We start from the raw sequence: 22443 nt of genomic DNA, 5'->3' as shown, positions 1-22443 counted from the left end.
GGGGTATTTGCGTGGTGCTGGCATGGTTCGTGGTGCTCCTTACGCCGGGCACCATAACCCGGCTTCAAGGACTCCACCAAACTCAGAGCAGCTCAGCCCGGGGTAACGCGGATCGCGTGGAGGTCCCGCAGTGCCGTGGTGAGGCGGTGCGTCCCGGTGAGCCGAACAGGCATTTGTTCCAAGGCGTCCAGCATGTCGACCACCTGCTCCAGCGCCTGGGCGTGCGCCAGGTCGGTCAGAGGCGTCCGGTGGTAGGTGCGGGAGCGATGCAACGCGGTCAGGGCCGTCCACAGGATCTCGTCGGTGGCGGCGTCGTCGGGAATGCCAGGGAGCGTGTCCAGGGCAGACAGGAGACGCGCCAGGGGCTTGCCGACCTTGCGTGACCCGTTCGGCTGGAAGATCGGCTTCAGCGATTTCGTGAGGTCGTTGCGCGCCGCCAGCAGGGCCTTGTGGTTGGTGCCGCCGAGGTCCATCAGGCACTCGATCGCGGTGCGGCAGACGGACTGGGCGATCACGTACGGCCGGTGGTGCCGGCCGGGGTCGGAGAGCATGGCGTGGGCGTCGCGCAACAAGCCCAGCGCCAATTCGCCCTCGCCTTCGGGGCCGAGTGCCCGCAGGCGCTCCACGATCGGGGAATCGTCGGCCAGCAGGGCGGTGTCGCCCGGCGAGGGTCGGACCGGTTCGAGCTCATGGGAATCCACGTCAGGCACGGTAACGGCCCGTGCCAGCTGGAACCACCGGATTCGCCTACGTACATGCCCGCACAGGCGTCAGGGGCAGACCGAAGCCTTCTCTCCGACAGGGAAGCTGGCGCACCTCGACCAAACTCATCCGTTTCTTGGGTCAACCGCCCGATGATGACGGGTGCTGTGTCGGGTGGTCGAGGGTGATCGTGAGGAGGACTTCGTCCTGAGCCGCGAGTCGCCTCTGGCCTTCCGACCGGCCCAAGGCGTACGTGTCGGTGGCAAGACTGACGTGCACCATGGGAGTGGGTTCCTCGTCCAGGACGAGCGCGAGCGGGCGGGCGACCTCGCGGGCGATCCACCCGAGGAAGACGACCCTTCTCGTTCGTCGCGCGGACGATCCGGCGGAGGGGATGGCCGGTCGCCCGTGGACGGGTTCAGGTCGACTCGCCGCGCCGGATCCGGTCCGCGATGGTCTCGATCTGTTGGTCGAACAACAGGTCCATGGTCGCCAGGAGTTGCGGGTCGATGTCCGGGCGCAGCAGGCCCGGGACCAAGTCGTTGAGGCCGACGTGGTGGCCGCAGGTGTGGAGGCCTTCGAGGCGTTCGAGGACGAAGGCGTTCATGTTGGTGTTCAGGGTGCGGTTGATCGGTGCCAAGGCGGGGTTCGGCGGGCCTTGGAGGAGTGGTTCGAGGCGGCGGTACATCGCGCGGTGTTCCTCGTCGGGTCGGGCGGCGGCCTCTTCGGTCATCACGGCCCGGCAGGTGACGCCTTCGTCGTTGGTGAATTCCCGGATCACCCACATCGGGGCACCTCCCAAGATCAACGGACCGGGAACGGTACTCCGTCCCTGCGACGAGCGGTAGGGGCCGGCGGTGATTCGCCGGTCGGCACCGACCCGAGGTGGCGAGGCGCGGGTGGCGTCCGTGCTACTGCCGAGGCAGATGCGGGATCAGGACCTTCAGGTCTCGGGCGACGCGCTCCGCCAGGACGCTGGGGTCGTTCGCGGTCCACTGGTGCGCCGTCCCGATCGCGTCGGCGCCTTTCGTGCGGGACTTGCCCTTCATCGGGAACGCGCCGGACTCGACGCGGGCGGTGAACGTCGACGGACCCGGCGGCCTCGGCAGGAACAGCAGGGGGTGGTGCGGGGTGAACCCGAAATGGCCGATGGTCGCCGCCGGTTCCTCATCGAAGAGTTGCGGTTCGGTCCACAGGCCGACGCTCAGGACCGTCCACGAGTGCGGGGGCGGGGAGTCCCGGTCCTCGCACAACCACAGGTCGAACGTGCCCACAAGCAGCTTCTCCTCCCACTTCCAGACCTTGGCCTGCGGATCGAGTTCGTGGGCCCCGTCGACGCGAAGTGGCATCAGGGCGCGTTCGAACGGGCCGATCAGGTCCTCGTACAGGGCCCGCATGTCGCTCGACGCCGCGTGGTCGATGGTCTGTTCTCGGTCCGGGGTGATCTCCCACTCCAGGCCGGCGGGCAGTTCCGCGGCCAGGTGGCGGCGCAGCGGTTCAAGGATGTGCGGGATGCCGTCGGGGCCGCGTCGGGCGTGCTCGACCTGCGGGATGCGAATCCACCAGGCGTAGTACGGGACGCCGTCCTCGGAGGAGTCGTAGTCGACGCGGTTCTAGCCCGACGTGGCGGCGAGCTCGGTCATCGCCTGCTCGGTGCGCTCGGCCAGGCCCGGCTCCTCGCCCGCCAGGCGGTCCGGGTCGTCGACGTTGATCCGCCACACCACCCATGCCAGGTTCTGGCAGTCGATCATCGTTTGCGCGCCCGTTCTCCGCGTCCTTGCCCGGCGACCAGTACAGCAGCGGCCGTGCCCGTGACGTCCGGTTCACCGATTTCGAGTTCGTCGACGACCCGACGCGAACCCACCCTGCGCGGCGATCGCGCGCCCGGTCCCGGGCGACGTGGAGATCGTCGCCCGGGACATGGCGCCGTCGATGGTGGAGCGTCCGTCCGTGGCGGTGGTGAGGGCGAAGTGGCCCTGGTCCAGGGGAAGACGATCTCGCGGAAGGGCCTGCGCAGCCCGGCGAGACCCGGGTCAGGAGCGGTCTCGGATGCGGTCCAGGTCCGCGTCGAGGGCGGCGAGATCCGGGTGGTCCCGCAACTCCTGTTCCCGCGCCCAGTCCTCGAGATCGGCCTTGTGTGCGGTTCGCACCTGGTCGACGTCGGTGTCGGTGAGGATCACGATCAGCTGCGCGTGGGAGTCGCTCAGGCCGTGGTAGCGGTTCGCGGGGGCGAAGGAGGATGCGGCCTCGGCGGGGAGAGTGGAGCCGGCCGCGGCGAGCCTGTCGACCAGCCACCGCCGAAACGGTGTGTCCTGGGTGCTCCAGGCCGGGTCGTAGTCCTCGGACTCGGGATCGGGGTCGTCGAGATCACCGACCAACCACTGCCGGAACAGCGAACCCTCAGTGTGATCGTCGTGTTCGGGAGCATCGAAGGCGGAACCGAAGGCGGCCATGGTCGAAGCCTAACCAGGCCCTGCGGTGGCGTACGCGGGATCCACCCGCACGAGTAACATCCCCAGCGGGACCGTACGAGGTTCGCCGTGAAGGTGAGGCCACCGACGAACAGCGCGGACCCACCGTTCACTCTTGCGGGGGATGGCGTTCGGGGCTGCGAGCGGCAAGTCTCGAATGTGGCCAACGATCCGACGAAGAGCCGTCGTTCGGGTGATTCGCAGTCCGAGATCCGGAAAACGTGCAGGTCAGACCGCGAAGCCGACCCCTGCGGAGAACTCGTAGCCGCCCCAGTCCGAACCAAGATCGGCAAGGACCTCGTCGGTCCACAGCTCGTCCAGCTTCTGTTCGTCCCCGGCCGCCCAGGCGCGCACGATCGCGTCCCAGCGACGGACGTTGACGCTGCGATGCCCGGCCACGCCCGCGCGGCGGTGCGGCTCGCGCACACCGGACTGGTCGTGCGGGTGCAGTTCCACGCGGGTGCCGCGGCCGCCGTTGTTCAGGCGGCGGGTCAGCGAGCGGACCACGTTGTGCCGGCGCAGGTCCCGGTAGGCGGTCTCGATCCGGCGCAGGTTCGCCCGGTTGGGGGTCTGGTCCTCGGCGAGCCACGCGGCGAGCGTGCGGGGGGTGACGGTGATGCCAGCGGTGTCCATGGCGGTGTAGCCGGCGGTGGAGGCGGTGAGGTAGCGCAGGCGTGCGGCGAGGCCGCGTTCGGTGTCGACGGGTGAGGTGATGCCGTCGGCGAGTTCGTCCAGGCGCTGCGCGGCGAGTTCGGAGGCGCGCATGCCGCGCATCCCGTATTTGCCGGGCTCCAGGGAGCGGTACGGCATGCGGCGTTCAGCTCCTTTCCTTGGTCTGGAGGATGTAGGTGTCCTTGATCTTGACGTCGCCGACGCCTCGTCCCTCGGTGAAGACGGTGCGCCAGTCGGTGTCGGTGTCGCCGGTGGTGAGGTGGAGTTCGTCGGTGCCCATCACCCGCACCACGGTCAGGCCGCCCTGGTGGGCCTTGAAGGCCTTGACCCACAGGTTGGAGAACGCCTGGGAGCGGATGATGTGCATCCAGTCGGGGCGGTTGATCTCCCGGTTGTAGTTGGAGCCGCCCATGGTGGAGACGAGTTTGGCGTACATCTGCTTCACGTAGTCCAGGGTGACGTCGTCGCCCTCGGCGATCGCGGCGTCGCGGGCGTCGCGCAACGCGGTCCGCAGCCGCTCCAGGAGGTTCTCCGTCGCCACCGCCGTCCACGATTCCAGGACCTGCGGTTCCTCGCACAGGGTGCCGTAGGCGGGCGAGGCGCAGCGCAGGAGGAGTCGCAGGGTGGGGTCGGTGATCCACAGCGGCCCGGGTTCGTCCCGGTCGCCGAGGGGGTTGGGGAGATCGTCGTGGTCCCAGGCCGGGGGTTCGACGAGGTAGATGCCGGCGCGGCGGCGTTTGCGCCCGCGGGGGCCTTCGTGGTCGTCCAACGCCGGGCCGGCGCGGTGTTCGAGGGGGCCGATGGGCAGGTGGGCCTTGAGGGCGGACAGGTAGGCGGCGTTCATGTCCAGCGCGACGACTTCGTGGTCCCCGGCGGGTAGGTGCTTGTTGCGCCACTTGGGGCGGGCCTCCCAGACCGCGTCCGATTCCTCTCTGCTGCGTTTGCGCAGCAACTCCGGCAGAGGCGGGTACCAGGTGTGCTCGTACCGCGAGCCCGCCCGGGACAGGCGCAGGAGTTCCATCACGTCCGGGATCGCCCGGCGGGCCAACGCCTCCCCCGCGGCGGCCATGTCGCCCTCGGCGGCTGCGAGTTCCTCCGCGACCGCGCCGGCGATCGCGCCGGGCAGGGGGTCCTCGTCGGTGTCCGCCACGACCCTGCGCGTCTTCGAGGCGGCCGGGGTCTTCGGCGCGGACGACGCGGAGCGGGTGGCCCCGCGTGCGGGTGCGGTCGGCGTGCGGGGCGCGGTCGCGGGTGCGCCGGCCGCCGGCCGGTCTCGTCGACTCTCGGCGCGTTCGCGAGGAGCACGAGCGGGGGGCTCGGCGTCGTCGGCGTTGTCGGCCGGCGCTGCGCCGGCCGGGCCGGTCCCGTTCGAGGTGGTCGCGGTTGGGGGGAGGTCGGTGAAGCGGACGTGGGCGAGGTCGGCGTGCAGGGCCGCCTGGGCGACCGGGCCCAGGTCGCGTTCGGCGACGATCGCGAACGCCTGCTCACCCTCACGCGTCAGGTGCACCACGGTGTCCGCCTCGGCCAACGCCGCCGCCACCTCCGGTGGTTCACCCGCGCCGGTCTCCCACACGGCCACCACCGGCACGTCCAGATCCGCCGCCAACCGGCGCAACGCGGCCACGACCCGCCGCACATCGGGGCCGGCCGCGCCGGCCGCGCCGGGGAGGAGGTGATTGAGGGGGTCCACCGCGACCAGGCGCAGGCCCGCGACATCCGCCGCGGTCTCCCGGAGCAGGTCCAGGGTCAGGTCGGCGCCGTCATCCAGAAGCAGTCCTCCGGCGGCCAGGCGGGTGGACGCGGCGTCGGCGGCGTGGCGTTCGAGGCCGGTGAGGGTGCCCGCGCGCAGCCTGCGGTGGTCGACTCCGGCTGCGGCGGCGGTCAGGCGGGCGGCGATGTCGGCGCGGGGGCGGCCGGGCGTGCACAGCAACACCGCGTTCGGCGAGTCGGGGTCGTCGGCCGGGGCCAGGGTCGCGGACAACACGGTGCCCGCCGCGAGCAGGCCCGCGCCCGCGCCGGGCGCACCGGCGACCAGAACCAGGCGGCCGGGCAACGCGCCACCGCCCGAGGCATCGTCCAGGGCGGTGGGGCCGAAGGAGATGGCGCGGCGGCGGGCGGTGGTCGCCTCCCCCAGCGCCGTCGCGAACGCGGCGACACGACGGCCTGTCCCGGAGGATCCGGCGGGGGTGGGCGGCGGGGGTGCGACGTCGTGGGCGTCCGGTCCGGGCGCCGCCCGCCTCGCCGGCGCGGCGGGGCCGGCGCCGGTGGTGTGGGGTGCGGTGGAGGTGTGGGTGATCTGGGCGTAGACGCGGCGGTAACGCAGCACCAGTTGCGGGGTACCCGCCGCAGCCGCGCGTACCAAGTTGCCCAGGCCCTGCTTGGCGGCGGTCATCGTGAAGGCCGGCAACTCTCCCTGCGCGGCCAGCACATCCGGCGTGGGTGGGCCCAGCACCGCCCGTACCCCGTGCGGAGCGTGGATCACCACCGAGGTGCCGTCCGCGGCGTCGGCCACCACCCGCGCCCACTGCCTGCGGACCTCCTCCACCCCGAACCCCGCACCCGAACCGGCCGCACCGGGCGTGAGCCGGCCCGATCCGTCCGGCGTCCGCTCCTCGCCGCTCATCCGCCCGACCTTCCCCAGGTGACACCAACACCTGAAATCCTACCGTGATCCGACACGGAAATCGGCCCGAACAGAAAGGAAATCAAGTCGAAAGAGGGGTTGTTCTCGCCTGCCGTGGTGGCATCGTCGCGATGCTTCACCGGGCGGCGCGAGATGTCCGTCCGGGTCGGGCCGGGACTCCCCGACTTCCCGTCGCACGAAGTGAAGGGGAGGGTATGCCGCCCGGATCCACCCGCCGCGGCGGCTCGTGCGCCCCGGACCCGCCCGCCCGCACCGCACCCGCAGGCCCCGTCATGCCAGGGGTCAGGCCGCGGTGCGACGCACCTCGCCGAGGCGGCGCAGTGCGTCGTCGAGTTCGGCTTGGGCGTGGTCGAGCCAGGTGGTGGTGATGTCCGTGCCGGCGGTGGTGTGGTCGGGTCGGCGGTGCAGACGGGGCGCTTCGTCGTGCTCGGCGGCGCGGGCGCGGGCGACGGCGTGGCTCGCGCGCGCGGCGGCGGCGAGTTCCTCGCCGGCCGCGTCCAGGTAGGTGCGAGTGGCGGGTTCGGTGACCTTCGCGAGGTTGGCCGGGTCGGACAGGGCGCGGGCGATCGCCTCGAGGGTCCTGCCGGTCAGCTTGCGGGCGGTCAACGCCGGCGGCAGACCCGGGAGATGTGCCAGGTGCGCCAGGACCGTGCTCTCCACCAGGGCCAGGGAGTACGTCAGTCGTCCGAGTTTCGACAGATAGGTGTCATCGGGGAACATGCGGGCCATTGTGCGATACCGGTCCGACGTCATCGACGCTTTCGCCCCTCGCACGGCGATTCGACCGCCCCGACGGACGAGTGCTCGTCCGCTCCTCGCCGGCCCGTTCGGAGCACCCGAGGAGAAGGGTCACGGCCGACCGCGCCGTCCGACCCGGGTGCCGCCCGGGTCGGCGCCCGGCGTGGCCGAACAGTCGTGATCGCGCGGCTTCGCACCCGCACGCAACCTCGGAATCGCCCGGGTGCGATCTCGACCGGAGCTCCTCCCGGATGGGAGAATCCCGGCTTCGCATCACGTCGGCAGCCTCCGCCCAACCGGGCTTCACGACCCCGCCCGCCGGGGGCGCCCGCCTCATGGTGGTTCCGCGCCGTCCTCGCGACGCCACCGGGCCGAATCGCCGAGTCCGCACGCCGACGACGCGCTTTTCGTCGGACAGCCGGTCCCGCGCCGTCGCGGACACCCCATGCCCCGCCTTCACGACCCCGCCCACCGCGCTGCGTCGTCATGTCCCGCCCCAAAGCCACCCGAGAGGACCCGAGACCTTGAGCAAGAGGAAGAAGAAGCAGGAACTGACAGCCGGCGAACTCCTCACCGTCGCCTGGGGATTAGCGTGCCTGATGTCGACCGGCGCCACGCAGGCGCTGGGAGTACCGGAAGTGGCCTCCTACTGGGTCGCGGCGCTGCTGTTCACAGCCGGCGTCGTCCTGTTCGTGTGGTACCGGGTCGCCTCGGGGCGCCGGCCGCTGTTGCGGCGCAGGTCGACCTCGCGGGGATCGGCGGCCCTCTCGCTCGCGGAGGTGGACGCCATGAGCGGTCGGGAGTTCGAGCACCTGGTGGCGGGCCTGTGCCGGCGGGACGGGTGTTCGCGGGTGCGGGTGTCGGGAGGCGCGGGCGACCTGGGGGCGGACGTTGTCGGCTTACTCCCCGACGGACGGCGGTTCGTGGTGCAGTGCAAACGCTTCGCGGTCACCTCCAAGGTCGGCTCGCCCGACATGCAGCGCTTCCTCGGCACGGGGCGGCACGTCCACGGCGCCCAGGTCCTGATCTTCGTGACCTCCTCCCTGTTCACCACCCCGGCGCGCAACCTCGGCGTCGCCCAGTCCGTGGTGCTGATCGACCGGGACCGCCTCGGGGCGTGGTTGTCGGGGCGCTCCGCCCTCTCGTTCGTCGGGGCCGGTCGCCGTTGACCACCGCTTCCGCGTACTCACACACGGAAGCGGCGATCACCGGGACAAACCGTACGTCCGCGTCGACGGTTCGGCGCCCGAAGGTCGTGACCGGCGCGGATCACGCTCTCGTCGTGGACGAAGGCGGGATCTCACGGGCATGGCCGCCCGGCGGACGTCGTCCCGCCGCGACGGCGGCGGCTCGGGCGGTGTCGGCCCCACTCTGCGGGGTTCCTCCGCCGTTGACGAGGACGTGGATGGCCGCCTCCTCCGGCACGGTGGCGACCCTGGCGAGGGCGACCGTCAGGTGCGCCCGGTTGGCGAAGTGCCGCCGGCGCGCGAGGACGAGTCCGCCGTGCCGTACGTACGGTCCGTCGTCGGTGTCCTCGGTCGCGGTCACGTCGTGTGGATCGAACCATGAGGCAGGGACGGCCAGTTCGTCGTCGAACCAGGCGCACGCGGTGGTAATGCGCTGTTTTCCGTCGATGCACGCGTACATGGGTTCGTCGCGTTCGGTGGGGTCGCCGCCGTTGGCGCGCGCCCACTCCTCGGTGGAGCGGTCGTTGAGGATGACGACGCCGGTGGGCGTGCCGGTGAGCCACGAGTGGACGAGAGCAACTCTTTGATCGACCGTCCAAACCGTGCCGCGTTGATAGGGCGGGTTCAGGTCCAGGCCGAACGAGTCGCGGAAGCTACGGGTGATCTCCCGGATCTGGCGGTCGCTGACGCTCAGTCCGAGGTGGGCCAGCGGCGCGGGGCTTTGGCGGGTCACGACGACTCCTCTGCGTCGGCCGATCCCGCCTTTGCGATTCACACTCGGATCGGCCTGTCGACGGGGCGGGTGCGGTACCTTTTGTCGGGTCCCCCGGCTCTGGCGGCCCTCGCGCGCTCGGTTCACGGCGCGTGACCGGGCATCCTCAGCCGGGGAACAACAGGAGGGCCGCGAGGGCGCGAGCCGACGGCTTTTGGGTGGTCTCGTGCTTCCAATCGCCGTCCCCACCAGGGGTGTACCAGCCGATGTCGTATCCCAGGGGCGGGCCGATCCGGTTGAGTTCGGCGTCGTTGCCCAGGACGACACGGCGGTCACCGGGCATGTCGGCGAGCAGTTCGCGCAGTTCGTCCACGGTCATCGCGGTCGCCGGGTCGTCGTGGGTGTGCAGGACGGCTCGGGTGGCTCGTTCGACAGCCTCCTCGATGTCGGCACCCATCGGCTCGCCCACCCAGGAACGGTGGCCGTTGTCGCCGTACAGGCACCATTGCACCCCGGTGAAGTCGGGCAGACTCGGGCGCGCCGCGAGGTAGTAGCGGCGCCGGCCGGTGGTGGCCGCGTAGAACTTCCCGCCGTCGGTCGCAATCCAGGTGAGGCCGTCGCCGGGACTCCCTGCGTCGTACGTGTTGCTCTCGTGCGCGGACTCCTTCACGGGTACCCCAACCCTTCGATTCGATTGCAGACTCTGTCTGCAACCCATGTTTGCCGACACTATCTGCATCATCAAGCCCGCAGAGCATGATTCTTTGCGGACTCTGGTTGCAGACGGAGACCGCATCTATGGCAAGCTCCGCACATGACGCCCGAGGAGAGAATCGACGCCGCCGCGTCGAAGTACCGCCGCGCCAAGGCCGCCTACGAGGCCGCCCGCGACGAGCTGCAGGAGGCCTGTGTCCTCGCCACCCAGGCCAAGGTGAAACCGTCGGTGGTCTCCCGCAGGAGCGGCTGGGATCGCGAGTACATCCGCCGGTTCGTCAAGCGGGCCGACGCCCGTGCACAAGCCCGTCCGGACGGACACGACCAGAGCGGGGAACAGACGTAGGGCACACGGTCGCAACGGCGAGCATTCCCGCTCGGTCCGCGGTGACGTCGATGCCGGATCGAGAAGGTGCCCTCCGATGCCGCAGCAATCGTTAGGCTCACCGCGTGAGCGACGGCACGAAGTCGGTGGCAGTGTTGCGGCGGGCCTGTCCGTTGGTCGACTCCCGCACGGCACATGCAGGCGGTGCTCCCGCCGCCGACACGCAGATCGAGGACATGCCTACCCAACGGTGGACGGCCGGCTTCCGGCCCGAGACATTTCCTGCGGGCTCCGACGCCGAGATCCGCTTCCGCGGCGTGTCGACGAGTCGCGACACCCTCCCCGAACGTTTCGACGCCACCATGGGCAGGCTCGGCGGCGGTCGACGGTGAACGCCCTGCCCGCCCTGGGCCCCGTCGTACACGAGCAGCTCGGCGTCGAGTTGACCGGCCTGGCCGCCGTGACGGTCGCGCTGACGAAGGGCCGCACCAAGTACCACATTCCCCGCGCCGATCTCCGACGCTCGTACACCGACTGCCGCCATGCGGGCGAGGCGAAGGACGCCGCCGCCTACCGGCTGCTGGAGGTGTTCGACGCGATCTGCAGGCACTGCACCGTCGTCCTGCCACCCGGCGCCGAGGCCCTGTGGAGGGCCGCCGCCGCCGTGGCCGGGCACCGCGCCTGGCTGGCCCGGGCACGCGACGGCGACGGCGCCCACACCTGGATGACGTACGCCCGGCACGCCGCACACCTGGCCCCGGGTGAGGACGAGCAGATCCGGCGATGGCTCGAACGTGCCGCAGGCGACGAGGCGTCGGCCGCCGACGCGCGGTTGTTGACCGAGGCCTGGGAGACGTTCCTGGCCGAGCGCGTGGCGTTCCTTGAGGAGTACACCGAGGGCTGTCCGAGGATCGGGGCCTACGACGGGGCCCGGCAGGCGGTCGAGCGCGCCCGACGTTCGCCCGAGCACGCGATGTGCGACCGGGTATCGGCGGCCGTGAGCGGGCCGACCCGGGGCTACGACGTGTGGCACCGGGATCTCGACGTGTGGTCGACGACCAGCCGGGCGTGGCTGGTCGCGCGCTCGCGCGGCGCGTCGGCACGAACGGCCGCCGAGTTCGCACGGGACGCGGCAGCCGGCGAACTGGCGGGAGCGCACGTGAGGGACGTGACCCGACTGCCGGCGGTCGCCTCGACCTGCGGGGCATTCCACGCCGGCCCCGCGGAATGGGCGGACGCGGAGCTGGCCGCGTGGTGGCCGACGGTGGTCGGCGCCGCCTGCGAGCGGTTGGAGGCCGCGTTCGAGGAGCAGGGCGGGGACGGGAGTTCCCGGCTCCTGTTGATCCGTGACTGGCCGCTGACCGGCGCGAGGGACGAACCGATCGCGTACCTGGCGGCCTGCCCGACGCTGGGGCCGGTCCTCGCGTTCGGCAGGCACCGGGTCGACGACTACGGCGGGCGCTCCCGGGGGCTGTCGTACGCGGCGGTGATCACCGCGCCGGCGCACGTGGTGGCGAAGCTCGACGCCGACCAGGCCCGCTTCCACGAGGACGAGCGCCGCTTCACCGTCGGGCCGCCGGCCGCGGGCGGCGACGCGGACCTCGAGGCGGCCCGAGTGCTGCTTCGGGAAGTCTTCCCGTTCCTGCCGGGCGACGCGGACGGCGAGGACACGACGGCCTCCGAGACCGTGCGCCGCGAACGCCGCGCGGTACGTGCGGCGTTCCCCGATCAACTGCAGGCATCCGAGGACCCGTACGGCGCCCACCACGGCCGGCGGGTCTGGGCGCCGGGCGAGGACGGTGCCCTCGCCCCGCTGCACGAGGAACGCCTGTACCCCCACCAGTTGCTGCGGTTGGACATCGAGTGCGGGCGGCGGGACGAGCGGACGTTCCTGGCGAGTGTCTTCGGCTCCCTGGCCGGCGTCGGCGAACGGCACATCGACTTCCGGCCCGTCGCCGAGGGGCGACACCCACCCGTCGCCATCCCCGTGAACCGCCTCGTGGCACTGACCATCCGGCCGGAATGGCAGAGCCGACACGACGAGACCACATGGCAGCCTTACGAAAGCGTGGACGCCCGGGAGGCCGCCACCCCTTCGCCCCGAGGCGGTCGACGGCTTCGGCCTGTGGACTGAGCCTGCGCGGCATCGTCGCCGACCTCGCCCGACGCCACCCGAACGCCGTCGGGGTCCGTGACCTGAGGTCCGCCACCGGGGTGCGCTGAAGACGCCGCGCACGCAGGCCTGTTCGTCGTTTTGCATCGTTCGGCTACGCCTTCCCTGCGTCGGCGCAGTGCGCGAGGTAGGCGTGCAGGTTGCGCCGCTCGACGAGTCGCCCGCCCAGAGGGGGCGGGAACTCCCCCGGGGGGAGGAACACTCCGTCGCAGCGGCGGCAGCAGAACAGGCGTCTCCAGATCGCCCATCGCCGACACCACTGCGGATGAGCGACCCGGTGCCGCTTCCGGTACGCGACCAGGAACCACGCCCCCACGGCGAGCCCCACCGAGGAGGCCGCCGACCCCAGGACGGCGTTGATCGCGATACCCGTCACGAACATCACCACGAGCGCCGCGACGATCGCCTGCCTCCGGCCGCGGGCGGCCCACGGGCGCGGCGGCGGCCGCAGTGAGCGCGACATCGACGTCCGCGTCGTACCGGACGCGCGGATCGTCCCGACCGCGCTCTGCATGCCGTGGGATCCGTGCACCCGCACGGACGTTCGCCCCACGGATCTCGTGACGCTCACCCCGCTCTCGTAGAGGCCTTGGACCCGGACGACCTGTTCGACGCGTCCGCAACTCGGGCATGGGACCACGGGGGGACTTCCTTCCGTTCGAGGGTTCGCTCACGACGCGTAGGCGCGTGGCGTGTCGGTCACGGGGTCGGATCGGGCGTGGACCGATGGCGGGCTTCCCCGAGCCGGGCGAGCGTCGTGCGTGTTTGCCGGTCCCAGGGGAGCCACAGCGCGCCCGCGGGAGAGGTTCCGGGACGCCACACCCCCGTGGCGATCGGCACCTCGTCCGCGAAGTACGTCAAGGTGGCGCGGGCGTTCGACTCGCGGAGCGTGGAACCGAAGACGAACAGCACGACCGGGTCCTCCCGCTCCACGGGCTCGTCGCCCTGGGGGCGCCGGGGCCGCGCGTACGCGTACCGGGCGACCCGGTCGGCGAGACGGCGCGGTTGCTCGGTTCCGGTGTCGAACTCCACCGCCAGGACCGACCGGTGGGGCCCGTCGCGCCAGATCAGGACCGCGTCCGGGCGGTCGAGGCCGCGCGGGACGTTCATGTCCGGGATCTCGTCTGCTCCGTACCACTGTTCGACGGCCGCGTCGGGGTGTTCGCGGGCGTGGGATTCGAGGGCGGCGCGGAAGGCGTCGACGCCGAGGAGGCGCGTCAGGCGCAGTCCGCTCATCAGGATGAATCGGCGGTCCCCGAGTGCTCGGCGGGCGGCCGGGCCGGGCTCCTCGCCCATCTCGACGGCCAGTACGGCGGCGCCGGCCGGGGACAGGATCAAGTGCAACGGGTGCGATCCGTTTTCCGCACAGGGCCGGAAGCGGTGGACGGCCCCCTTGTCTTCGAGGTCCTTCATGCGGCGCCGGGCCGTGCTCGGGCTGTTGAACGCCATCTCGGTGACCTGATGCGAGGTCAGGACGCGATGTGTGGCCAGTGCGCGCAGGACCAGGCGGTCCTGATCGGTCAATTGCTCGACGAGGTCTCGGATGCGGGACCGCGCCACGTTGCCGGCGGGCATGTGAACACCTCTCTGTGGATGCGAGACAGGCAGACCGGTACGGACGGGAGAATCGCGAAGCGGGGCCGGGGAATCGGCAAGGCCCGGTCGGCGGGACGACCGAGCGGAACGGGTGGCGTCCGGGGGCTGCCGACCGGGAAGAAGGGCGCGACATCGACGGCGGCGAAGGCTGCCGTCACGACACGCGGCGCCGAGGTGCCAGAAGCTACGAGTGCTCTACACGGGCCGGTTCGTCGGTTCTTCGCCGTGCGCAGGGGCGTTGCCGCCGCGGTGTCGGTGACACCCGGCGCGCGGGGAACGAGGGTCCGCGCCACGAAAGGCCGGACGGAACGGAAAGGGTTGTGCCCTCGAATCCATCTGCTTTCGCAGGATCATTCGAGGGCCACAACCAAGCTCTGCCAAGGGCTGTGTGCGACGCAGTGACAGCGATCCAAGGCTTACGGCAATGATTTTACCAGGAGTCAGGCCGCGATTACAGGACCTGTCGGCCGTATGTTCCCCTGCGGTCGGCCGGGTCGCGTCCGTTCCGCGATCGTCTCGAACTTCGATCCGGCAGCAGGCTCACCGACTGCGAGTCCGGGCGCAGCAGACCGGGGACCGGGTCGCCGAGGCCGACGTGGTGTCCGGGAGTGTGCGGGTCCTCGAGACGTTCCCGAACGAGGTGATCGTGACCGGCGGGCGCGTCGTGTTCCCTTTGGGGCCGGGTCAGTTCAGGGTGCCGGTGTAGGGGGTGCGTTCCAGGCCGGAGCCGCCGATCAGTTCGACGGTGACGGGCCCGGGGATCGCGTTCTCGGGGAGGGTGACGGACACGGTGACGGTGGCGATGCGTCCGGGCGCGATCGGCGCGTCGTGGTAGTCCAGCCACGCCCTGACCTCGTCCGCCTCGGTGAGGTTGGGGCCGGTGAGCACGCTGAGCGAGCGGCCCAGGCCGGACCGGGTCGAGGTGCCCTTGTTGTCGTAGCTCAGGTCCAGCGACGCGGTCCGGCGTCCGTCCGTCGCCGGCGTCGCCTCGAGCCGCAGCGGTCCGACCCGGAAACCGTGCTGCGACCACGCACCCAGGGGCAGGACGGCCCCGGTCGGGGGAGGCCCGGAGCCAGGGACGGGTTCGGGCGCGTCCTGGGGGGTTCCGGGCAACCTGCCCTCGAAGAAGACGTTCTCGCCGTTGACCATGCCCTCCTCGGTGACCTCGGTGGTGACGGTGACGCTCTCGCCCGATGCCCGCGCGGGGACCGCGATGCCGATGTCGGCGGTGAACACTCCTCCGGGAAGCACGCGCGCCCTCGAGGTGGAGGAGGACGGTTTCGGCAGACCCGGCAGGTGCGTGTCGGTGAACGCCGTCGCGGTCCGCCCCAGCGCCCCGTACCGTGCGGTGACCACCGTCGTGGGCACCGACGCGATCCGATTGCCGGCGTTCGTCAGGGTCACCGTCGCCCGTAACGGCATCGACTGCGCCGGCAGCGAAGGCGCCGCCGCGGTCGCCTCGGTGGGCGTCAACGCGGAGACGGACACCCGCCAGTCACCCGCCTTGGCGACCTGTCCCAGACCGGGGAACGCGGCACGCGAGACCGGCGAGGACGCCTTCGTCGTCGGAACCACGCTCCCCGAACCCGGCTTCGGAGTGGTCTCATTCGCGTCGGAACCACCAGAGCAACCGGCCCCGGCCAGCGCCAGGACGATCACACAGCCCACACCCCACACGGTATTGCCCCGCATCACGTCTCCCCCGGTCGCACGTCGCAGTCGTCGGCGCATCATGCCGGCAGCACACGACAAGCCACGATCGCATTTCGCCTCGACCTCTCGGCCGGGGTTCGAAATTCGGTGCCATGCCGTCGTCCACGTTCGGCGCCGCGGCGGCAGCGCCGGTGCGTCGTTCCACCCAACCGACCCTGCGGCGCTTCGCCTTCGGGGACGTGGCTCGGGCGAGCGCCGTGGCGATGTCGCCCCCACCAGCAATGGCTCCGCTACCGCATCGCCGCAGGACTGCGTGCCACCGCCCGGCCCGCACCGCGGCACCACGAAGACCCGGTCGGTGAACTCCTCACCACGCTCTGCGCACGCGCGGACCTCGAAGCCCTGAGCCTGCTGCCGCCCCCGTACATGGGCAGCCTCGGCACACCCGAGGACGAGGAACGCATCACCACCGCCCTGCGCATGCTCCATGCCGAGCGTCGCCTTCCCGACGAAGAGCAGCGAGGTGAAGGCACACAGCACCTGCTGGGCCACCGTACTGGACGCACCCATCTACGACGGGCCACGCGCCCGAACCACCCTGGAACGCTGGCACCAAGTCCATGACCTGCTCAATCAGGGCGTGGGTCTGCTCGAATGCGCCCGCCGTCTGCAACTGGCCCTGAACACCGTCAAACGCTACGCACGAGCCGACCGGCCCGAGCGGATGCTCCGCGTCCCCAAATACCGAGCCGGCCTCGTCGACCCCTACCGCGAGCACCTGCGCAAACGTCGGGTTGAGGACCCCGCCGTCCCCGTCAGGCACCTCTTCGAAGAGATCAAGGCCCTCGGCTACGAAGGCTGCGTCAACCTCCTGCACAAGTACATCAACCAAGGCCGCGCGGACGCCGACCGCAGCCACATCTCCCCACGCCGGCTCGCCAGGATGCTCCTCACCAGGCCCGACAACCTCAAGCCCGAACATCACGACCTCCTGGCACGGCTTACCGCCGCCTGCCCCGAGATGACCCAACTGGCTGCTCACATCACGGACTTCGCCCAACTCCTGACGCCTCACGAAGGAAACGCCGACGGGCTCTCACGCTGGATCGTCCAGGCTCGCGCGACCGATCTGCCCCATCTGCACTCCTTCGCCCGGGGCCTGGACCGAGACCGCGACGCCGTGATCGCCGCGCTCACACTTCCGTACAGCAACGGCCCCACCGAGGGCGTCAACACCAAAACCAAGCGGATCGCGCGCCAGATGCACGGACGAGCAGGCTTCACCCTCCTCCGCCACCGCATCCTCCTCGGATAGCGACACACTCCGTCACCACCGAATGTGAGACAGGGCCGTTGGTCTTACAGTCCCACGAAGATGTTCGGGCGGGGCATCACGTGAGCATTGGCACCGGCAAGTCGGACCCATCAAGGCCGGCGGCCCCCGCTCGTCGGCCGGACCGGCCATGTCCGCCGAAGTCCGGCCCTGGCCCGAGCCGTTCACTCGGTTCATCCGCCTCGGGTCCGCGCCCCTTGCCGGGCGGCGCGGCCCGGGCCGGGTGAACAGGTCGGGTTCGGCTTCGGTGCGGGTGCCCCCGCTGACCAGGCGTTTCAGTTTGGAGCGGATGCCTTCGGTGTTCTTCGGGAGGATCGGCAGGTCGAGGGCCTGGCAGAGGTCGCGGGCTCGCATCGGCCGGCCCGCGTCGGCCAGGGCCGTGAGGATCTGTGGGTAGGCGGGGTGGTCCGGGATATCGGGACACTGCGGCCCGGAGGTGGGTGAGGGCGCGGGGAGAGTGAGGAGGGTCCTGCAGGTGATGCGCAGGTTCTCGCTCTGTGCGTCGAACTCGTCGAGCTGCCGGGTGAGTTCTTCGATGCGGGCCCTCAACTACGCGGACTGGTAGGCGAGTTGGCACTCGCGGGTCTCGATGCGCTGGTCCAGAGTTCCGTCTACACCGAGCCGCTGGAACGGGGGCGGGCGGACGCCGAGGAGATCCCCGATGCGCTCGACGCGGTGCCGGCGATCGCCCGCCCGGTCGTGGATTGCAACCGCGCCCATGTGGACAACGGCCGCACCTACCTGCGTGAGGTGGTCTTCGGCGATCGCGCCGAGCCGCGCCATCGCGGGGCCCTGGAGATCACCGCGCGGACCGAGGCGGCGATCGCCGATGTACTGCACAACAAAGGCCGCGCGGGACAGCCCGATGCCGAGGCTCTGGCTCGCGTCGTGTCCGCAGTCCTGTTCCTCGCCATGGCGGCCGGCCCGAACGCCACCGCGAGCACCGACGGGATCCTGCGGGACGTCCGGGCCCAGATCGGCGCCATCCTGCCCCGCTGACGCCGACAGGTACGGATACAGCCACAGCCGCAGCTACGGCAGCGGCGATTTACCGTGACGTCGCCGGTGCGGGCTCGGGCCCGGTCAGGGCCGCGTGCGCGGTGGCGAGGATCTCCTCCGACAGGGGTGACCCCTTGGTGGCGCGAGCCAGGACGAGCGCGCCGAACAGGGTGCACAGCCGGACGAGACCGTCCTGGTCGTCCGTGGCGAGCCACTCGGCGAAGTCGCCCACCCCTTCGGTGTAGACGCGGCGGGCCTCGCCGTCAGCGCCCTCGCGCGCCATGTCGCCGGCGAGCGCGGCGACCGGGCAGCCATCCCCCGGGTCGTCCCGGTGTGCGACTGAGAGATAGGTGTCGATCAGTGCCTGCTGGGTGGCCTCGCGCTGCCCGCCGTGACGCTCGAGCCCGGCTGTGTGGCGCCGGGCGAGTTCCGCGAAGGCGTGGGCGGTGGCCTCGTCGACGAGCGCCTCCTTGGAGGCGAACTGCTTGTAGAAGCCGCCGTGGGTCAGTCCGGCCGCCTTCATCAGGTCGGCGACGCTGACCTGCGTGCCCTGCTCCCGGAACAGCCGGGACGCCGTCTCCACGACCCGCCTGCGGTTCTCGTCCGCCTGCGCCTGCGATACGCGGCCCATCAGCCACCTCCCGATTGGATGCCGAACTCTCGATTGGATGTCGAGGTAAATCTATCCTAGATTGGGGGATAGATTTCAATCGAAATCTAATGCGGGCTATACGGTGCCCATCACACTGGGAGCAGACATGGAACTGAAGAACGCGGTCGCAGTGGTCACCGGCGCCAACCGGGGTCTCGGGCGGCAGCTGGCCGTCCAGCTCGTCGAGCAGGGCGCGAAGGTCTACGCGGCGGCCCGCCGCCCCGAGGCGATCGACCTGCCGGACGTCACGCCGCTGCACCTCGACGTGACGGACGAGCAGTCGATCCGGGAGGCCGCCGTCACCGCATCCGATGCGACGCTGCTGATCAACAACGCGGGGATCTCCACCGGCGCCCCCCTGATCGGCGGCGACCTGGACGAGGTCCGCCGGGAGATGGAGACGAACTTCTTCGGGCCGCTCGCCGCGACCCGCGCCTTCGCCCCGGTCATCGAGGGCAATGGCGGCGGCGCTGTCCTCAACGTGCTGTCCGCCCTGTCCTGGTTCCACCCGGCCGGCCTCGGCTCATACGCCGCGTCCAAGGCGGCCGCCTGGGCGCTGAGCGACGCGACCCGTGAGGAGCTGGCACCGCGCGGGATCACCGTCTCGGCGCTGCACGTCGGCTACATGGACACCGACATGGCCGCCGGCGTGCCTGCCGATCAGAAGGTCGCCGCCGCCGACGTCGCGGCCCAGGCCCTGCGCGGCATCGAGAATGGCCTGCCCGAGATCCTCGCCGACGAGACCAGCCGGTACGTCAAGCGGAACCTGTCCGCCGCACCCCAGCCGAACGCGGGCTGACGCTCACCCCTCCACCCGGCGCGACCGCCTTCCCACCCCTCATGCAAGGACATCTCATGCGGTACACGACCGGCAGCTACCTCGGCGCCCTCGACGTCCAGCTGACCGACGAGCAGTACATCCGCCTGCCGAGAGGTCAGCGCGGTGCCGCTCGGCGTGCCCCATGAGGGGATCGCCGGCTCGCCGGGGCACCTCCAGGGCGGCGACGCGAACCGCGTCCTTGCCCCGGCGGTGCCGGTGGCCTGAAGCGGTGCAGGTAAGGAAAGTAGCGCAATCTATTTCGTACGGGGACAAACCCGGGACGACGACAGAACCCGGCCCCGCGCGGGCGGGAAACGGAACGAAACGGAGAAGTCGATGAAGGCCTTCATGGTCGAGAAGTACGGTGACGCCACCGGGATGCACGCCGCGGACATACCCGACCCGCAGGTGGGCGCCGACGACGTCCTGGTCAGGATCCACGCGGCGAGCGTCAACCCGCTCGACATGAAGATCCGCGACGGGTCCCTCAAGGCGATCCTGCCGTACCGGCTCCCGCTCGTCCTGGGCAACGACCTCGCCGGGGAGGTCGTCCAGGTCGGCTCGTCCGTCACCCGGTTCGCGGTGGGCGACGAGGTGTGGGCCCGCCCCGACAAGGACCGCATCGGCACCTTCGCCGAGCTCCTCGCCATCCACCAGGACGACCTGGCGGCAAAGCCCGCCACGCTCACCATGACCGAGGCCGCTTCCCTTCCCCTGGTCGCGCTGACCGCCTGGCAGGCCCTGGTCGAGCGGGCCAAGGTGCAGCCGGGCCAGAAGGTCCTCATCCACGCGGGCGCCGGGGGCCTCGGCTCCATCGCCGTCCAGCTGGCCAAGGCGCTCGGCGCACACGTGGCCTCCACCGCCGGCACCGCCAAGGTCGACCTGGTGAAGGAGCTCGGCGCGGACGAGGTCATCGACTACCGCACGCAGGACTTCTCCGAGGTGCTCGAGGGCTACGACTTCGTACTCGACTCCCTCGGCGGCGAGAACCTCGCCAAGTCCTTCGGTATCCTCAAGCCCGGCGGCCTGGCCATCAGCGTGGCCGGCCCGCCCGACGCGGCCGTCGCCCGCGAGCTGGGCCTCAACCCGGTGATGCGCGCGGTCACAACCGTCCTGAGTGCCAAGACGCGGCGCAGCGCCAAGAAGCTCGGCGTCACGTACTCCTTCCTGTTCATGAAGGCCGGCGGCGACCAGCTCCGTGAGCTCGCCTCCCTCGTCGACACAGGAAAGATCCGCCCCATTGTCGACCGCGTCTTCCCGTTCGACGAGACCCTCCAGGCCATGGAGTACGTCGAGAAGGGCCGGGCGAAGGCCGGCAAGGTCGTCGTCTCGATGACGTGAGAGTGCGGGAACGTGACCTTCCGTTGTGCCAAGGCTCGATACCGGTGGAGCCGTCTAGCCTCGATGTTTCATGACGGGTCGTCAGCTTGCTGACGACCCGTTTCCGCTGTTCGGAAGGCGTCGATTCGGTTTTCGGGATTGGCGATGGCCCGATTGTCGTGTCGGGTGGGCGCCGGGTTCCACGTCTCCGGAGGTGTGTCGCGGTTCGTCGGGACGGAGGGGCCTCGTCAGGTGGGTGCGGTGAGCCGGCCGAGTCTGTCGATGGCGTCGGGGACGTGCCGGGTCCAGGGCCATCGTTCGGGCAGGCGGACGATGATCCGTCGCCCGGTGCGGACCAGGCCGGCGGCGGTTCCGAAGAGGCGGAAGCGGAGCTTCCTGATCTCCCATCGCCTCGCTTCGCCGGTCAGGGCGAGCATCTGCGTCCATGCGACCAACTCACAGGCGAGGGCGACGAGTTCGCACCAGACCCGGTTCTGTGCGAGGCCGTGCAGGGGCAGGTTCCGCAGGCCGGTCGCGCGGGCCCGGCGGATCCGGTCCTCGGCGCGGGCCCGGCGGCGGTGGCGGAGTTCGAGGTCCGTGAGCTGCCCACCCGCCGTGTTCGTGACGAAGGCGACACAGCGGTTCCCGTCGACGTCGGTGATGCGCAACTGCGCGCCGGGGTGCGGGCGTTCCTTCCGCACGATCACCCGCATGCCCCTCGGCCACGCGGTGAGGTCGAGCATGTCGGTGACCTCCGCGACCCACGCGCCCTCGCGCGGAAGACCGTCCGCGTCGCAGGCGGGCGTCCACGCCGCCTTCGGGGCGCGAAGGATCGCCGCGTGGATCCGGTCGGTGATCGTGAACCCGACCGAGTACGACAACCACCGACCCCGCCGGGAGAGCCACGCGAGGAACTCGTGGGTGCCACCCGCGGAATCCGTCCGTATCAGCGTGTCCCGGCCCCGCCGGTGCCGCTTCGGGACCTGCGCGAGGGCCTGCCGGGTGACCTCGATGTGGTCGCTCGCGGTGTTCGATCCGGCGTTCCCGGGCCGCAGCAGCACGGAGAGGGGCTCGCCGGATCCTTCCGGGCCGTGGTCGGCGAACGCCCACAACGGGTGGAATCCGAACGTCTTCTTCCACGTCGGGCGAGCGCCTTCCTTGTCGGAGTGCGCGGTGACCAGGACGCCGTCCAGGTCGATCGTCAACCGCCCGCCGGCCACCGGCGACGCCGTCCGGGCGAGATTCCAGGCCCGTTCACGCGCCGCGGCGCGGGCCGCCCGGATCGCGTCCACGGCCTTCGGCCCCGCTGCGGCAAGGGCCGTGACCAGGCGCGATACCGTCGGGTCGGACGCCACCGGCCCGAACACGTCGGGCTGTTCCCGCAGGATCGCGACGTCCGCGAAACAGTCCCCGCACGAGCGCCACCGCGAGATCCAGGACCGTCTTCCCCGGATCGTGGACCGCCCGCGTCTTGCCCCACGGCGCGAGCGCACGCGACAACCCGCGATCCAACCCGACCACGCGAGCCGTCTCCGTGAGCAGCACCCCGCCGGCCTGCGAGACGATCCCGGAACCGCCGGACTCGACCCGGACACGCGGATGCGACCCGCTATCCTTCTTCACCTGAGAAGTGCTTCTTTCCATGCAGTCGACAGGACCCTAGGGAAGTCCCATCGTTGCAGGTCAGGAGCACTTTTCGCTTTTCTGACCGCATGTCAGACGCCCCGCTCCA

General features: G+C 70.9%; 21 protein-coding genes and 2 pseudogenes. 8 read left to right on the top strand and 15 right to left on the bottom strand.

What is annotated here, in order from left to right; translation table 11 throughout:
- Positions 1–92: 92 nt before the first annotated feature.
- The 8 genes from ACIBSV_RS49010 to ACIBSV_RS48975 all read right to left on the bottom strand — a co-directional run bounded on the left by ACIBSV_RS49010 (position 93) and on the right by ACIBSV_RS48975 (position 7209).
- Positions 93–701, bottom strand: coding sequence for a hypothetical protein (locus ACIBSV_RS49010; RefSeq protein WP_395874222.1), 609 nt, complete (start codon positions 699–701; stop codon positions 93–95).
- A gap of 419 nt (positions 702–1120) precedes the next feature.
- Positions 1121–1489 (bottom strand): hypothetical protein, encoded by a 369-nt coding sequence (locus tag ACIBSV_RS49005; RefSeq protein WP_395874220.1) that lies wholly within the window; start codon positions 1487–1489, stop codon positions 1121–1123.
- A gap of 124 nt (positions 1490–1613) precedes the next feature.
- Positions 1614–2099, bottom strand: coding sequence for a hypothetical protein (locus tag ACIBSV_RS49000; RefSeq protein WP_395874218.1), 486 nt, complete (start codon positions 2097–2099; stop codon positions 1614–1616).
- A 216-nt stretch (positions 2100–2315) separates the two neighbouring features.
- Entirely contained in the window at positions 2316–2453 is a 138-nt protein-coding gene (locus ACIBSV_RS48995) for a hypothetical protein (protein WP_395874217.1), read from the bottom strand.
- Positions 2454–2735: 282 nt separating this feature from the next.
- Positions 2736–3155, bottom strand: coding sequence for a hypothetical protein (locus tag ACIBSV_RS48990; protein WP_395874215.1), 420 nt, complete (start codon positions 3153–3155; stop codon positions 2736–2738).
- Positions 3156–3401: 246 nt separating this feature from the next.
- Complete coding sequence (locus ACIBSV_RS48985; RefSeq protein WP_395874213.1) at positions 3402–3983, bottom strand: transcriptional regulator; 582 nt, start codon at positions 3981–3983, stop codon at positions 3402–3404.
- A 7-nt stretch (positions 3984–3990) separates the two neighbouring features.
- Positions 3991–6468 carry a DnaB-like helicase C-terminal domain-containing protein gene (locus ACIBSV_RS48980; RefSeq protein WP_395874211.1) on the bottom strand — a complete coding sequence of 826 codons (2478 nt, stop codon included), beginning with the start codon at positions 6466–6468 and terminating at the stop codon, positions 3991–3993.
- 303 nt (positions 6469–6771) lie between these two features.
- Entirely contained in the window at positions 6772–7209 is a 438-nt protein-coding gene (locus ACIBSV_RS48975; RefSeq protein ID WP_395874209.1) for a hypothetical protein, read from the bottom strand.
- A 542-nt stretch (positions 7210–7751) separates the two neighbouring features.
- Between ACIBSV_RS48975 and ACIBSV_RS48970 the strand changes: the two genes are divergently transcribed.
- On the top strand, positions 7752–8396 hold the full coding sequence (locus ACIBSV_RS48970; protein WP_395874207.1) for a restriction endonuclease: 645 nt from the start codon (positions 7752–7754) through the stop codon (positions 8394–8396).
- A 100-nt stretch (positions 8397–8496) separates the two neighbouring features.
- On the opposite strand, the gene ACIBSV_RS48965 is transcribed toward ACIBSV_RS48970, so the two are convergent.
- Positions 8497–9147 (bottom strand): DUF262 domain-containing protein, encoded by a 651-nt coding sequence (locus ACIBSV_RS48965; RefSeq protein WP_395874205.1) that lies wholly within the window; start codon positions 9145–9147, stop codon positions 8497–8499.
- Positions 9148–9292: 145 nt separating this feature from the next.
- Entirely contained in the window at positions 9293–9796 is a 504-nt protein-coding gene (locus ACIBSV_RS48960) for a hypothetical protein (RefSeq protein WP_395874203.1), read from the bottom strand.
- Positions 9797–9940: 144 nt separating this feature from the next.
- Here ACIBSV_RS48960 and ACIBSV_RS48955 point away from each other — a divergent pair, with 144 nt between their 5' ends.
- The 3 genes from ACIBSV_RS48955 (at position 9941) to ACIBSV_RS48945 (ending at position 12299) form a co-directional block, all read left to right on the top strand.
- Complete coding sequence (locus tag ACIBSV_RS48955) at positions 9941–10186, top strand: hypothetical protein (RefSeq protein WP_395874201.1); 246 nt, start codon at positions 9941–9943, stop codon at positions 10184–10186.
- A gap of 104 nt (positions 10187–10290) precedes the next feature.
- On the top strand, positions 10291–10557 hold the full coding sequence (locus ACIBSV_RS48950; RefSeq protein WP_395874199.1) for a hypothetical protein: 267 nt from the start codon (positions 10291–10293) through the stop codon (positions 10555–10557).
- Positions 10554–12299, top strand: coding sequence for a hypothetical protein (locus tag ACIBSV_RS48945; protein ID WP_395874197.1), 1746 nt, complete (start codon positions 10554–10556; stop codon positions 12297–12299). The genes ACIBSV_RS48950 and ACIBSV_RS48945 overlap by 4 nt, the downstream gene beginning before the upstream one ends.
- A gap of 133 nt (positions 12300–12432) precedes the next feature.
- Here the strand turns inward: ACIBSV_RS48945 and ACIBSV_RS48940 are convergent, their stop codons facing one another.
- The 3 genes from ACIBSV_RS48940 to ACIBSV_RS48930 form a co-directional block, all read right to left on the bottom strand.
- Positions 12433–12852, bottom strand: a complete 420-nt coding sequence (locus ACIBSV_RS48940; protein ID WP_395874195.1) for a hypothetical protein — start codon at positions 12850–12852, stop codon at positions 12433–12435.
- Between the two features lie 185 nt (positions 12853–13037).
- Positions 13038–13913, bottom strand: a complete 876-nt coding sequence (locus tag ACIBSV_RS48935; protein ID WP_395874193.1) for a replication-relaxation family protein — start codon at positions 13911–13913, stop codon at positions 13038–13040.
- 705 nt (positions 13914–14618) lie between these two features.
- Positions 14619–15626: a hypothetical protein gene (locus tag ACIBSV_RS48930; RefSeq protein WP_395874191.1), complete on the bottom strand. Its 1008-nt coding sequence runs from the start codon at positions 15624–15626 to the stop codon at positions 14619–14621.
- 469 nt (positions 15627–16095) lie between these two features.
- On the opposite strand from ACIBSV_RS48930, the pseudogene ACIBSV_RS48925 reads away from it, so the two are divergent.
- Positions 16096–16902 (top strand): annotated as a pseudogene (locus tag ACIBSV_RS48925) (transposase); the annotation flags it as partial.
- Between the two features lie 588 nt (positions 16903–17490).
- The gene (locus tag ACIBSV_RS48920) at positions 17491–17919 is read left to right on the top strand and encodes a hypothetical protein (protein ID WP_395874189.1); all 429 of its coding nucleotides are present in this window, start codon (positions 17491–17493) and stop codon (positions 17917–17919) included.
- 49 nt (positions 17920–17968) lie between these two features.
- On the opposite strand, the gene ACIBSV_RS48915 is transcribed toward ACIBSV_RS48920, so the two are convergent.
- Complete coding sequence (locus ACIBSV_RS48915; RefSeq protein ID WP_395874187.1) at positions 17969–18550, bottom strand: TetR/AcrR family transcriptional regulator; 582 nt, start codon at positions 18548–18550, stop codon at positions 17969–17971.
- Positions 18551–18677: 127 nt separating this feature from the next.
- On the opposite strand from ACIBSV_RS48915, the gene ACIBSV_RS48910 reads away from it, so the two are divergent.
- Positions 18678–19370, top strand: a complete 693-nt coding sequence (locus tag ACIBSV_RS48910; RefSeq protein ID WP_395874185.1) for an SDR family oxidoreductase — start codon at positions 18678–18680, stop codon at positions 19368–19370.
- Between the two features lie 357 nt (positions 19371–19727).
- Entirely contained in the window at positions 19728–20732 is a 1005-nt protein-coding gene (locus ACIBSV_RS48905) for an NADP-dependent oxidoreductase (protein WP_395874183.1), read from the top strand.
- Between the two features lie 227 nt (positions 20733–20959).
- Here ACIBSV_RS48905 and ACIBSV_RS48900 read toward each other — a convergent pair.
- Positions 20960–22334 (bottom strand): annotated as a pseudogene (locus ACIBSV_RS48900) (IS1380 family transposase).
- Positions 22335–22443 lie beyond the last annotated feature (109 nt).

Source organism: Embleya sp. NPDC050154 (assembly GCF_044460165.1).
Classification (GTDB): domain Bacteria; phylum Actinomycetota; class Actinomycetes; order Streptomycetales; family Streptomycetaceae; genus Embleya.
This window is presented reverse-complemented; position numbering and strand designations above follow the sequence as displayed.